Raw genomic sequence first — 13,455 nt, forward strand, 5'->3', positions numbered from 1 at the left:
AGAACCTATAACACACCGCCCCGGAAACCGGCCAGGACGCCCCGGCAGATCCCCGGCCGGTTCACCAGCCGCGGTCGCGAACCTTGCGCCGACGGCGGTAGAAGACCTCTTCGAGCGAGACCGGGGCGAGGACCTCGGTGATGCGCGCCAACCGGGTGTCGTACCGATGCTCGTGAATATGCCGGTGCAATCCGCCGCGGCGTTCGGGCGGCAGCGTTGCCCAGATCGCGCCGATTCGGTCCTGCTGATCGGTGGAGGATTCGGCGATCAATTGCAGCAGTGCCGGCCAGCAGCGTGCATCAGTGGCGCTGGCGGGCAGCGACGCCACCGTCTCCTCGGACAACCCGGCCAGCAACCCCGCGAGGTAGCGCCGCGAGGGCTCGTTCAGCCGGGTGGACAGCGCGAACAGGCCGCGCCAGCTGTCCGGGTCGTGGCGCCGGTCCAGCGCCCGGACCAACGTGGCCAGCACATCCGGGTCGGCGAATACCGGGTTCCCGGCTAATGCCCAGTGCGCGAACGGGGTGAGCCGTCCGAACACCGTCAGCAGCTCCGGCACGGCCCGCCCCGAAAGCGCGGTGAGGACGAACCTGCCGACCGCGGGTGCCGGCCCGTGTCCGAAGAAGATGTCGCCGACGTTCTCGACCACGTCGCGCTCCCATCGGCAGAACACCGCAAGCATCGCGTGCTGCAGCGCGGGCGGACCGGCCAGGACCGTCTGCATCATCCGCGGTACCCGCTGTCGCGGCCCGGCGAGCAGTTGGCGCACGATCGCGCTGAGGGTGTCCGCGGAGTACGCGAAGGCGGCGGTGAAGATGAGCCCGGCGTCGTCGTCTACCAGCTCCTCCACTGCCGAGACCATCGGCGGGGTTGCCGCGGCCAGGAATCCCGCCGCGGTCACATAGTCACCGCGGCGAAGGATCTCGTTGAGGATGCGCATCGCCGGTTCCGGTGGCGCGACGTCGACGAGTTCGGCGAATACCCTCGGATCGAGGTAGGGGGCGCAGTCGGCGGCGTAGGTGGCGTCGAGCATGGCTACCGCTTCGGCCGCCTTCTTCAGGTGGTCGACGCCGACCGCGCCTGCCAGGCGTCCGGCCACCATCGGCGGCACCAGCCGCTGTACCAACGGAATTCCGATGCTCAACGGCACGATGGGAACGAGCAGGCTGACACGGCGGAAGGTGTCGGTGTGCTGGTCGAACAGGATCCGCATCATCCGGTCCTGCAGTTGATGCAGCTGGTCGGCGCCGAGCCGGGCCAACGGTGCCAGATGCTGGGGCGGCACCTGCAGGGTGCGGGCCAGGACGACGAGTTGGGTTCGGGTGACCAGGTCGGTCTCAGGCATCGTCTACGTGTTTTCCGAACATGATCTTTCTGGTGACGGCACGCAGCGGACGCGGCAGCGCGCTGAGCGTCGTGTCGATCGACCGGCTCAGGGCGACGACTTCACGGGACTTGGCATCCCGGAACAGCATCAGCAGATCCCGGGTTTCGGCGTCGGTCAGCAGGTCCAGCGGTGGCAGCGGCCCACCGAGTTCGCGTGCGAGGTCGTGTCGGGGGGTCATGGGTGCTCCTCGCGGCGAACGATTGCTCAGATCCATGACAATGCTGTCTCAGGCGGTGCTCGTCTCGGGATTTCGCGAATTTTGTGCATTCCCACGACTGTGTGCGGCCGTTGGTGTTCGATCGCCCGAGGCGGGGTACCTCATCGGGCACCGCGAGGCAGCGCGCTACCGAGGATCGCGACGGGGACTACGCTCCCGGATCCGTATCGCTTTCTCCCCCGCCGCTTTCGTCCACGACCGGTACCGAGATCCGACCCCTCGCCCCGTTGTCGAACATCGCCCGCAGGGTGTGCATCGCCGTTTTCCGTGGGCAGCTCGCGGACACGCAGCGATATGCAGCAGCAGGATGCTCGCGACTTCATCGGAGTCGAATCGGTCACCGGGCCTTGGTGCGTCGTGGTTGAGCGGGAAATCGGCGTCGTCGTCGCCCCACAGCGAGATCAGCAATCGATTGCCCTTCGTAGGGCCGCGATCGCCGGTGCCGCACCATCATTCAACCTGGCCACGACAGGCGCGAACCTCATCCGCTCATGGAGTGCGTGGTCTGATCCGATCATTGCTGCCGCCATATTCACCCCGTCGGAATTCTGTTTCGCCGCCATCGGTGTCCACGACCGAGCTTATGGTCGCCGTGGCCGAACGCCACCCTCGATCGGGCAGGCCAGAGCACCTGCCGCACGCGAATGTTTGCTGGCGGTCGGATACCCAACAGCCCGTGACGGCCGTGGCGCTGCGGTTCGCGTACGGGTCACTGTCGGCGAGAGGACATCCAGGACAACCACGTCGCCTCGGATCGTCCAACGCTGCGACTTCACAGCAATGTCGTACTATCCTCGGCGCGCTCGACGGGCTGCACCGAGTCCACCCAGCGGATGGGAGGCTCGGCGCGCTCCCCCGGCCACAGGGTGGGCAATAAATGTGCCATTGACAACTGGCACATAAGCCAGTGACACTCCCTTCATGGCAACAACAAGGTCAACGGCGACCTCACAGTTGGCGACGGCGGTACCGACGGCACCAACGCTGCGTTCGCGTCTTGCGCTTACGTCAGGGCGCTATCTCATCCGCCCCATCAACTGCGCTCTGCCGCACAATCGACTGGGAATTCACGCTGCTCGCGGGCTGGTCGCCGCGATCATGGCCGCCGGTGGGCCTACACCGCCGGGAACTCGGGTGACGCAGGTGCGCTCCGGGCCGGTGCGGGGCGAGTGGGTTCGCGCCGCAGGCGTCGAGTTCGGCGACCGGGCGATCTACTTCGTCCACGGCAGCGGGTATGTGATCTGCTCGGCCCGCACGCACCGAGGACTGGCTGCCCGGTTGTCGCGCGAAACCGGACTGCCGGTGTTCGTCATCGACTATCGGCTCGCGCCGGAGCATCCCTTCCCCGCGGCGGCCGACGATGTCGGAGCCGGATACCGGTGGCTGCTCGCGAACGGTTACCGGGCGCAGGACGTGGTGATCGGAGGCGACTCCGCAGGCGGCCATCTGACGATGGATCTGCTGCTCGACAATGCCCGAACCGGCACCGCCCAGCCTGCCGGTGCCGTGCTGTTCTCCCCGCTCATCGATCTGTCGTTCCAGCTGGCCGAACACCATCAGCGCCGCGGCACCGAGGCCATGGCATCGGCACGGGTCGGCCGGAGGGCGGCCGAACTGTATATCGGGGGGTCGGCGGCCGATTCGCCCCGGCTGCGGTTGACCGTCCCGCCCGGTGCGGCGCTGCCGCCGCTGTTCGTGCAGGCCAGTGATGCGGAGATGCTGGTCGGTGACGCCCTGCGGCTGCGGGACATGGCGGTAGCCGCCGGTGTCCCCTGCGAGCTCGAGCTGTGGCCCGGGCAGGTCCACGTCTTCCAGGCGCTGCCGGTGATGGTCCCCGAGGCCACGCCCGCGCTGCGCAGGGCCGCGCGCTTCATCACTGACTCGCTGGCGAGATCCGAGGCCGCGACCCGAGAGCGAGTGAGCTGACCATGTGGGGATTGAATCATCTACTCGGCGGTGGAAGTCGCCGAACCTACGGCGCGAAAGCCGTGGTGACAGGGGCCGGCAGCGGCATCGGGCGCGCCTTCGCCCTGGAACTGGCCGCGCGCGGCGGTCAGGTGGTGTGTGCCGATATCGATAAGGAACGCGCCGACCAGACGGTGCGTTTGATCGAACGTATCCACGGCGGGACGGCGCATGCGATCTTCTGCGATGTCTCCGACCGCGCCGATATGGAAAGCCTGGCGCTACATACCGAACTGCTCTTCCAGGGGCCACCCACGCTGGTGATCAACAATGCCGGCGTCGGCATCGGTGGTAGCCCGGTGGGCGAGATCGGTCTCGACGACTGGCAGTGGGCGCTGGGTATCAATCTGTGGGGTGTGGTGCACGGCTGCGAGTTGTTCGCACCGCAACTGCGGGCGGCGGGGCGCGGCGGGATCATCAATGTCGCCTCGGCGGCCGGTTTCGCTGCCGCGCCGACCATGGGCGCCTACAACGTCTCCAAAGCGGCGGTCATGTCCCTGTCGGAAACGTTGGCCGCCGAGATGTCGGGAAGCGATGTCGCGGTCACCGTGTTGTGCCCGACCTTCGTCAAGACCAATGTGGCGCGTGACGGTCGCATCGGCGCCGCGTCGATGAGCCTGGCCGAAACGCTCATGCGCTGGACGGGTTTCTCGCCCGAACACGTCGCCACGATGACCCTCGATGCGCACGACCGCGGGCGGCTCTACGTGCTACCCCAATTGGACGCACAACTGATCTGGCTGCTCAAGCGACAGTTCCCCACCCTCTACACCTGCGGCCTCGGCGCGCTCACTCGCCTGCTCCCGCAGCAGGATTCGCCGACCGGCGCCGCCGTGAACACCGACACCGAAAAGACTGGAGTCTGAGATGGCTTTCAACTTCGATGACATGCTGGCCAAGATCAAGGCCCGGCAATGGGCGCTGGCCGATATCGACTGGGACGCCCCCGGTGCCGAGCTCATCGACGCCGAGCTGCACGCCAAGCTCGCGCCGTTCATGGCCGATCTGATGTGGATCGAGAATGTCGGCGCCCGCGGGTTCGCCGCCATGGCGAAGAAGGCACCCACGGAGACGTTGCGGGAGATCTACCGCTATTTCCACGCCGAGGAGCAGCGGCACGCCAATGCGGAACTGGCGCTGATGCGCCGGTGGGGCATGCTCGACGGCGAGGAGATCCCGGAACCCAACATCAACGTCAAGCTGGTGATCGACTTCCTCGACAAGTACGCCGACGGCATGTCGCTGTCGTTCCTCGGCACGGTCATCCCGATGCTGGAGGTCGCCCTCGACGGCGCGCTGATCAAGTTCGTCACCGACGAGATCGACGACCCGGTCGCGCAGGAGGTGTTCAAGAAGATCAATGCCGACGAATCCCGTCATCTGGCCACCGATTACGCGGTGATGGAGCTGCTCGGACACTCCACCGCACGCAAACTGCTCATCGACCTGGTCGGCGGCTGGATCAAACCGTCGCTGATGATCGGGCTGCTCAGCTATGTGCCGCTGTTGAACAAGATGCGCGACAATATCGTCGAGATGGGCGTGGACGAGGAGCGCCTGTACGCGGCCATGCGGCGTTTCAAGGCCGTCGGTGAACGCACTCCGATCGCCAACCGGGTCCCCATGTACCGGATCGTCAAGATGCACAGCGACTGGGTGATCAACCGGGACCACCCCTATCACTTGGTGGCCGACGCGTTGGTCAAGGTGACCGCACGCATCCCGGACCGTCTGCTTCCAGCACAGCCGACCTGGTCCAAGGAACTCACCTACGAGCCGGTCGCATGAGCGCCACCGAGCCACTGGATGTGGCGATCATCGGAGCGGGTTTCGCGGGTATCGGCACGGCGATCCGGCTGCGGCAGAAGGGCATCACCGACTTCGCGATCTTCGAACGCGATACGAAGGTCGGCGGCACCTGGCGCGACAACACCTATCCCGGCGCGGCCTGTGACATTCCGTCGCGGCTGTACTCCTACAGCTTCGCGCCCAACCCTGATTGGTCGCACACCTACTCCGGCAGTCCCGAGATCCTCGGCTACATCGAGTCGATGGTCGACGAATTCGGCCTCCGGCCCCGGATCCGGTTCGGGCACACCGTCACCGGGACGACGTTCGACGAAGCGACCGGGCTGTGGAGCATCACTTTCGCGGGGCGTCGGCGCACGGTCCGAGCGCGCACTGTCGTCATCGCCTCCGGACCGTTGTCCAACGCCAGCTTCCCCGCGATTCCCGGGATCGAGGACTACGAGGGCCACAAGATCCACAGCGCGCGCTGGGATCACGACTACGACTTCACCGGCAAGCGGGTCGCTGTCGTCGGTACCGGGGCCAGTGCCGTGCAGATCGTTCCCGAACTCGTGCGGCAGGCCGAGACGGTGAAGGTCTTTCAGCGCACGCCCGGCTGGGTGCTGCCTCGGGTGAACCGCCCGACAAACGAGCTCACCAAACAGCTCTACCGCCGACTGCCCGTCACCGAATCTCTTGCCCGCCAGGGATGGTTCTGGGGCCATGAATCGGTGGCGCTCGGGGTCGTCTGGAACACGCCGCTGACCCGGGTCGTGGAATCGGTGGCCAAGCTGCACCTGCGTACCCAGGTGCGCGACCCGTGGTTGCGCCGTCAGCTGACGCCGGACTTCCGGGCCGGATGCAAGCGTCTGCTGATGACCAGCGACTTCTACCCGGCGTTGCAGCGTGCGAACTGCACCTTGGTGACCTGGCCGATCGCCCGCATCAGCGAGCACGGTATCCGCACCGCCGAGGGCATCGAGCACCGCGTCGACTGCATCGTGTTCGCCACCGGTTTCGATGTGTCCAAGGCCGGCAGTCCTATCCCGGTGACCGGGCGCGACGGGCGGGTACTCGCCGACGAATGGAGCAAGGGCGCGTACGCGTACAAGAGTGTCGCTGTCGCCGGATATCCGAATCTGTTCCTCACCTTCGGACCCAACTCCGGGCCCGGACACAATTCGGCGCTGGTGTACATGGAGGCGCAGATCGACTACCTGACCGACGCCATCGGCATGATCTTGCGGCAGAACCTGCGCACCCTCGAAGTGCGCCGCGACAAACAGGACCGGCACAATGCCCGTTTGCAGCAGCGCCTGTCCGCGACCACCTGGAACTCCGGGTGCCGCAGCTGGTATCTGACCGAGGACGGTTTCAACGCCACCATGTTCCCCGGTTTCGGCACCCAGTACGTCCGGCAGCTGGCCGCCGTCGACACCGACGACTACATTCTCACCTCCTCGGCGGCTACACCGGCGATCGCCGGCGCCGATCATGCTGTGGTTCCGCTGGGCTAGTCCCGACGCCTGTCGCTGCGTCCATGTCCCGTCGCATCGGGGGCATGGACGCGTGGCTGCTGCCATACCGATGTCTGGGCGCGAGCGAGATCGGTTGTCGGAGTGATGCACCGACGACTTCGCCGGCGCATCCGGGACCACGGCGGGCAATGTGCGGGCCGACCCGCCGCCAGTTGCCCGCCCCGACCGCCCGCGCAGATCGGTTACCGCAACGCCTCTTCTAACATCGGCCACGATTTATGCAGGTCCTCCTGCCAGTAGCGCCACGAGTGGGTGCCGGTGGGGCGGAAGTCGAAGGTGGCCGGGATGTCGAGGCGGCGTAGCCGATCGTGCAGGCGGACGGTGCAGGCGTGGGCGGCGACTTCGAGGGGCGAGCCGAACAGCAGCTGCCAGGTCAGTCGCGTCAGGTCGCCTTTCACTCCCGCCGGGGTGTCGAAGGGTCCGGGGATGCCGGTGCCGGTGCTGACGTAGATGGCGGTGCCCTTCAGTTTGTCCGCGTGCAGGGCGGGGTCGTTGGCCGCCCAGGCCGGATCACCAGGAGGACCCCACATATTGGCGACATTGCCCGCGAATCGAGTGACCACGGCGGTCACGGTGGCTTGGCCGAGTGGGTCGCTGGTGCTCACACATCCGCTGTAGGAGGCGATGGCGCGGTAGAAGCCGGGTGCCGATTCGGCGAGCTGGAATACCGAGGTGCCTGCCATCGAGATACCGGCGATCGCATTCGCACCGGTTCCCGAGAAGGCCGAATCGATCACGGGCGGTAGCTCTTCGGTCAGGAATGTCGTCCATCTTTGCCTGCCCAGAATCGGGTCGTCGAATCGCCAGTCGGTGAAGTAGCTCCCGGCGCCGCCGATCGGGATCACGACGGTGACCTGTTTGTCGGCGAAGAACTGGGCGATATCGGTTTCGTCGTACCAGCTTCCATTGACACCGCCATTGGCGCCGTTGAGCAGATAGAGCACCGGCGCGGGGCGGGCCGGGTCGGCCGCGCGCAGCACACGGAGCTGCACCGGTGTGTGCATCGATGCCGAGTGCACCACGACATCCGCCACACGGGCAGAGCGGTACTCGATTCCGGTCATCCGGGAATCCTGCGGGGCGGGCGGTGGTGACCCATCCGCATCAGCCGCCGATATCGACAGACAGCCGGCTACGGCGGCAACAGCGAGGACGGTCCTCAGGGTCCTCGGCGCACGGTTCATGATGGTTGTCCCCTCACTGTCGGGCGATGCCGAGTCGCGCCATCGGCGGGCGGTCATCGAGGCTGACTTCGGAGTCCACCCGTCGCCAGCTGCCCCCTTCCGGTAGGTATTGGGTGAGTCCGATGCCGGAGTCGCGGATACCGAGTCGGTCGAGCAGGGTGGCGACCACCTGTCGCGACATGACCGCCAGCTCGTGGGTGGGCCGATTGCGGTGGATACGTACTCCGAGATCGACCTGCGCGATCGACTCGGGCCCGTAGCGCTGCCAGCAGTCGAGCAGGATGCCGATCTCCACGCCGTACCCGGCGGCGAACGGTATGGAAGTGAGTAGTTCACGCCTGGCGGCATATTCGCCGCCCAGTGGTTGGACGATCTCGGCGATGGCGGGAGCCAATGCGGTCAGCAACGGGCGGGCCAGGAGCTGGGTGACTCGGCCACCACCGTCGCGGTCGAGCTCGGCGGCCAGCGGGCGACGGTAGAAACCCTTCACCAGGGTGCACTCGTCGTCGAGCAGCAACGGGGCCAGCAGTGACGGCACGAACATCGGGCCCGGATCGGTCAGGTCGGCGTCGACGAACACGATCAGCTCGCCGGCGGCCACGGCCAGCGACCGCCACAGCACCTCCCCCTTGCCCGGACGTGGGTCTATCCCCGGCAAGGCCTCTTCGCGGGTGAATACCGTCGCACCTGCCGCCCGTGCCCGCGCGACGGTGCGATCGGTCGACCCCGAATCGATGACGAGCAGCTCATCGACGAGCCCACCGAGCAGGGGACCGATCGAAGCGACGACCCCGGCGACGGTCGCCTCCTCGTTGAGCGCAGGCAGCACCACCGACACTCGGCGGCCTTGTTTGCGCTCCACCAGCTCGGGAATCGTCGGAATATTCTCGAACCAGGTGAGCGGTTTCTGGCGAGTACGGGTGTGCATCACAGTCCTGGGTCGAGGGTCAGCGTGGTCAGGCGTGGCCAGATATCGGTCCACGGCCGTTGCGGGTGGTCGCACCGCCACACCGTGAGATGCCGGTCGATTCCGGGAAATCCGTCGTCGTCGTTGCGATGTGTCATCGGCGTGCACGTGGACATCTCGTGGTGCAGCGCGGGCTCGGTGGCGCCTGTTGTCGCCGACAGGACCGTGCTCACCTCGGCGCCCGGCATGCCGAAATCGGCGTAGCCACGGTTGGGGCTGAACACCGGCGGGAGCTCTGCGGACCCGACGACCTCCAATGCCGCTGCCTGCCAATAGTTTTCCGCAATGATCGCAACAGCAGCACGGTCGGTGACCGGCAAGCTTCGGTATACCTCACCTACAGTGGAAGCCAACTCCTGCCAGCCCTCGGTCCCGTACATACGCAAACGCGTAGACAGCTCGGCACTGGTTTCGGTCGGGTCCTGCCGTGATGACGCGGGGCGCGGCAGCGCGGTCACGACGAGCACCGCGATCACTACCGACACCGTCAGCGCAGCGGCGCACGCTCGACGCACCAGCACAGCGGGAAGCCGGGTGATCGCGACCGCACCTGCGGCGAATAGCACCGGGAACAGTCCGGCCAGGTAATACGGCCGCCCACCCGCCACGACCACGAACGCCAGCAGAAAGGCCCCACCCGTCACCACAAATCTGTACTGACCGAATGCTTTATCCGAGACCAGCATCCATAGGCCGAACCCGGCAAGTATCGCGCCGAGCACGCCCGCCGACAGACCGATCTGCAACGGCAACCCGGACGTGCCACCGGTCGCCGCGCCTTGCTCGGCTCGGATCACCGCGCCCATGGCCAGCTGCGGCCAACCATGGCGGTACTGCCACCACAACCCCGGCAACGCCGTCACGGCCACGGCGATCCCGCCCACCCACAGCGCTGGGCGTTTCAGCAGCTCGCGCGGGCCGGTGGTGATCACCCCGGCGAACAGGCCTACGACCACGACACCGACCAGCAGCTTCACCTGGATATCGACGGCGAGCACTGCGGCCGCACACAGCAACCACCGGTCCTGACGCGTCCGCGTCCAGCGGATCAGTGCCCAGATCAATACCGCGCACAACACGCTGTCGAGGGCGAAGGTCGACAGTGTCGCGGACTGGGTGATGAGGAAGGGACAGCTCGCATACGCCGCGGCCGCCCACAGCTGCGCCCGACGGTCCCCGCCGAGTTCTCGCGCGATCGCCGCGGTGCACACGATGGCGGCCACGGCGCACACGATCGCCGGAAAGCGGAGCACGAGTAATGATTCCGTCGGCAACAGGTCGATCGCACGCGCAATCAGTGGTACCAGCGGGCCCTGGTCGACGAACGATGGAGCCAAGTGCCGGCCTGCCGCCAGGAAGTACAGTTCGTCGCCGAAGTAGTCGTAGCGTCCGGCCCGCATCGTCAAGATCAGCCCCGTGACACCAGCGATCGCTGTTACCCCGGGGAGAGCCGACCGGGCGGCCGCAGGTGCGGCACTGAGCGACGTACTGCTCACGATGCCCCACCAAGTGTGCGCGGCATCCGAATACTCACGAGCGTGGCCACACCACCGACAGCGGCTACCGACCACAGCAGGGACTGACAGGCGGCCAGGTACGTCTGAGCCCCGCCGTCCGCGCGGGCCAGAAACAGCGAACCGAGTACCGCCGCACCGAACGCACTGCCGAGCTGCTGCACCGTCGGCGCCATCCCCGAGGCGTCACCGGTCGCCCGCTCCCCCAGCGCGGCGACCATCAACGCGGGCAACGGCACCACGGCCCAGCCCATGCCGACGCCCGCGAGGAACAGCGGAATCGGCAGGGCATCGATGTAGACGAGCGCTTCCTGCGGATGGAGTGCGAACGCCAGAGCCAGCACGGCCGCCGCGAACAACATCAAGCCGACAGTGAGGCAGCGCCCACCAAACCGGGCGATCAGCAGAGGCGTCGTCACTGCCGCGAGCACGGCCCCGAGCGCGAACGGAAGCAAGGTCAACGCGGTACGCATGGCGCTCCAGCCGAGGCCGGTTTGCGTCGTCACCGACACCGAGAACAACAGCGCGGCGAACAGGCCATAGAACACGAACATCAGCAGCGAGCCGACACGGAACGCGCAGTCGGCGAACACTTCGGGGCCGATCAGCGGGCGGCCACCAGATAGGGCTATGGCGCGCTGCCGCCACCCGAAAGCCCCGAGGACCGCGGCACCGACAGTCAGCGACACAGCGACCGCCGGAGACCACCCCTGCTCGGTGACACCCGCGAGTGACCCCAGCACGATCGCCGCGCCGAGCACCGACAGCACCGCACTCGGCAGCTCGAGTGACACAGATGCCCGGCCGCCATCGATGCGGATGTGGCGGTAGGCGAGCAACAACGCCACGGCGCCGAGCGGCAGGTTGAGCAGAAAGATCATTCGCCAGCCGACACCGTCCGAACCGAGGCCGAGCAGTAGTCCGCCTACCAGCGGCCCGGCCAGACCCGCGAGCCCGGATACCGCCCCGTACAGACCGAAAGCCCTGATTCTCTCCCGTGATTCGAACGTCGCGGTAATGACGACGATCGTCTGCGCGGCGACCGCTGCGGCCCCGAGCCCCTGTAGCGCACGGGCCGAGGCGAGGTCCACAGCCCCTTGCGCCATCGCACACCACGCCGACGCGAGGGTGAACACCGACAGTCCCGCGAGCACCATGGGACGGCAACCGTATCGGTCCCGCAGCCGCGCAGCCGAAAGCAGCGTTGATCCGAAGGCGAGTCCGTAGGCGGAGAAGACCAGTACTTGCGTCGAACCGGTGATCGACAGATCCTGGGCCAGTGCAGGCAATGCGGTTGCCATGATCGTCAGGTCCAGCATCTGCATGAACACTGCCATCAAGCACACCGCGAGCACGGCCGAGGGCCGAACCTCCGCGGGTGTGCCGCTGCGGTGCCGCGTAGCCATCCTCAGTCCTCGATACCGCCGGCGAAATCGCCTTCGGTGACGACCGCGTCGATGATCGAGCACAGGGTCTTGATATAGCGCTCCACTGAATCGTGAGCCACGACAGTGTCGGGGAACAGCAGGCTGAAGGTGGTGACGTCGGGAAACCTGTTGAACCACACATAGACCTGGCCGGGCGCGGCGCGATTGGCGAACATGCCGCCGTTGATCAGGTCGAACATCTCCACACCCGCGATCTTGCGGACGTCGATATACGACATCATCATCGCCGCCCAACCCGGTGCGGTGTGGATGCCGTCGGCGGGACCTGCCAGTTCGAGGACCCGGTGCGGTGAGACATGGGTGAGGTCTTTGGCATCGTCGACAGCGTGCTGGGTGCGTGCGACCAGTGTCGAGAAGCGGGGGTTCGCCGGCAGATCGGTCGCGAGCGGCACGAGGTTGGTGTACCAGCCGATAGATGCGACCTCCTCCGCGGCGGTGCGGGTATTGGCCGGTGATAGCACGAAATATCGGTCACTTCCGGTCAATTCGTGCTCGGTCAAGGCCAGTGCGGCCAGCAGCCCACCCAGAAAACGTCCGTTGTTGCGTGCGCAGGTCAGCTCGAAACGTTCCGCCTCGGCGCCGTTCATCAGCGGAAGGGTGATCTGGGCGCCGCGGGAGAAGCCTGGTTCGGCACTCGCACCCAGCGGCAGCGGGAAACTCGGCATATCACCGCCGTTGCGGTGCAATACCTCCAGCCAGCGCCGGATCTGTGGTGATTGCGCCGTCAACGCGCTGTTGAGTTCGTCCTCGCGCGTGCAGTAGGCGAGGTGCCCACCCACCTGGGCGGGTCCGATCGCCTGTTCTGAGAGTTCGCAGCCATACAGAGTGAGTAGGTCTGTGCAGGTCAAGGCCTGGCCGACGCCATCGGTGTGCAGATGATCGACCGCGGCGTAGACGGTGAACGCGTCTCCGCGGTCGATGACGCCGAAGCCGAAGCAGTCCCACGAGCGAGCGTCCGGAATGTGCTCCTGAACGAAATCACGGATCGAGTCTGCTGTGTCGAATCGGCCGTGGTCGGTCGCGGTCAGTTCGATGCCCTCGGGTGCGACGACGTGACGTGCCACCACCTGGTCGTCATCGACAGCGAACCGGCTCCAGAAGGTGTCGTGGCGGCGCACGAACGCAGTGAACGCACGAGTCAGCGCAGCGATATCGGGTGCCGCGTGGACATCGAAGGAAACCATGCACAACCGCGAGGCGCGCGCACGTGCGCCGGAACTGCGGTGGGCGGTGCGCAAGTACTCGCGCTGAGTGTAGGACGGCGGGCTCGGGTGCAATGGGGCGACGGCCACAGCGGCGCGGGTCGCCTCCGTCGGGGTCCAGGCGGTCAGCACACCCGGTTGTGGATGCCAATCGTCGAAGAAACCGAAATCGACCACGACAGACCTCATTTCCCTGCGAGGTGGCTGTTGGAACGGACAACTTTGTCCGCAACCACGAATGAGAGTTA

The 13,455-nt window shown here is 66.5% G+C and carries 11 protein-coding genes; 4 read left to right on the plus strand and 7 right to left on the minus strand.

Going from position 1 to position 13,455, the window contains the following annotated elements; all coding sequences use genetic code 11:
• Positions 1 to 61: 61 nt before the first annotated feature.
• Both ACFXNW_RS07010 and ACFXNW_RS07015 read right to left on the minus strand, forming a co-directional pair.
• Positions 62 to 1,342: a hypothetical protein gene (locus tag ACFXNW_RS07010; protein ID WP_379416598.1), complete on the minus strand. Its 1,281-nt coding sequence runs from the start codon at positions 1,340 to 1,342 to the stop codon at positions 62 to 64.
• Positions 1,335 to 1,562, minus strand: coding sequence for a hypothetical protein (locus ACFXNW_RS07015; RefSeq protein WP_379416600.1), 228 nt, complete (start codon positions 1,560 to 1,562; stop codon positions 1,335 to 1,337). The genes ACFXNW_RS07010 and ACFXNW_RS07015 overlap by 8 nt, the downstream gene beginning before the upstream one ends.
• A gap of 960 nt (positions 1,563 to 2,522) precedes the next feature.
• On the opposite strand from ACFXNW_RS07015, the gene ACFXNW_RS07020 reads away from it, so the two are divergent.
• Genes ACFXNW_RS07020 through ACFXNW_RS07035 form a run of 4 tightly spaced genes read left to right on the plus strand, consistent with a single transcriptional unit; the run spans position 2,523 to position 6,871 of the window.
• Positions 2,523 to 3,527 carry an alpha/beta hydrolase gene (locus ACFXNW_RS07020; protein WP_379416602.1) on the plus strand — a complete coding sequence of 335 codons (1,005 nt, stop codon included), beginning with the start codon at positions 2,523 to 2,525 and terminating at the stop codon, positions 3,525 to 3,527.
• Positions 3,528 to 3,529: 2 nt separating this feature from the next.
• Positions 3,530 to 4,432, plus strand: coding sequence for an SDR family NAD(P)-dependent oxidoreductase (locus ACFXNW_RS07025; protein WP_379416604.1), 903 nt, complete (start codon positions 3,530 to 3,532; stop codon positions 4,430 to 4,432).
• Position 4,433: 1 nt separating this feature from the next.
• Entirely contained in the window at positions 4,434 to 5,354 is a 921-nt protein-coding gene (locus ACFXNW_RS07030) for a ferritin-like domain-containing protein (RefSeq protein WP_379416606.1), read from the plus strand.
• The gene (locus tag ACFXNW_RS07035) at positions 5,351 to 6,871 is read left to right on the plus strand and encodes a flavin-containing monooxygenase (protein ID WP_379416608.1); all 1,521 of its coding nucleotides are present in this window, start codon (positions 5,351 to 5,353) and stop codon (positions 6,869 to 6,871) included. The genes ACFXNW_RS07030 and ACFXNW_RS07035 overlap by 4 nt, the downstream gene beginning before the upstream one ends.
• A gap of 203 nt (positions 6,872 to 7,074) precedes the next feature.
• Here the strand turns inward: ACFXNW_RS07035 and ACFXNW_RS07040 are convergent, their stop codons facing one another.
• From ACFXNW_RS07040 to ACFXNW_RS07060, 5 genes are read right to left on the minus strand one after another with little or no spacing between them, the layout of a single operon-like run.
• Positions 7,075 to 8,076 carry an alpha/beta hydrolase gene (locus tag ACFXNW_RS07040; RefSeq protein ID WP_379416609.1) on the minus strand — a complete coding sequence of 334 codons (1,002 nt, stop codon included), beginning with the start codon at positions 8,074 to 8,076 and terminating at the stop codon, positions 7,075 to 7,077.
• A 13-nt stretch (positions 8,077 to 8,089) separates the two neighbouring features.
• Positions 8,090 to 9,004, minus strand: coding sequence for a glucosyl-3-phosphoglycerate synthase (locus tag ACFXNW_RS07045; RefSeq protein ID WP_379416611.1), 915 nt, complete (start codon positions 9,002 to 9,004; stop codon positions 8,090 to 8,092).
• Positions 9,004 to 10,539 carry a glycosyltransferase family 39 protein gene (locus tag ACFXNW_RS07050; protein WP_379416612.1) on the minus strand — a complete coding sequence of 512 codons (1,536 nt, stop codon included), beginning with the start codon at positions 10,537 to 10,539 and terminating at the stop codon, positions 9,004 to 9,006. The genes ACFXNW_RS07045 and ACFXNW_RS07050 overlap by 1 nt, the downstream gene beginning before the upstream one ends.
• Positions 10,536 to 11,963, minus strand: a complete 1,428-nt coding sequence (locus ACFXNW_RS07055; RefSeq protein ID WP_379416614.1) for an MFS transporter — start codon at positions 11,961 to 11,963, stop codon at positions 10,536 to 10,538. Before ACFXNW_RS07055 ends, ACFXNW_RS07050 begins: the two co-directional genes overlap by 4 nt.
• 2 nt (positions 11,964 to 11,965) lie before the next feature.
• Positions 11,966 to 13,384 (minus strand): condensation domain-containing protein, encoded by a 1,419-nt coding sequence (locus ACFXNW_RS07060; RefSeq protein WP_379416615.1) that lies wholly within the window; start codon positions 13,382 to 13,384, stop codon positions 11,966 to 11,968.
• Positions 13,385 to 13,455: the final 71 nt, after the last annotated feature.

Source organism: Nocardia sp. NPDC059180, from assembly GCF_042754945.1.
Lineage (GTDB): Bacteria > Actinomycetota > Actinomycetes > Mycobacteriales > Mycobacteriaceae > Nocardia.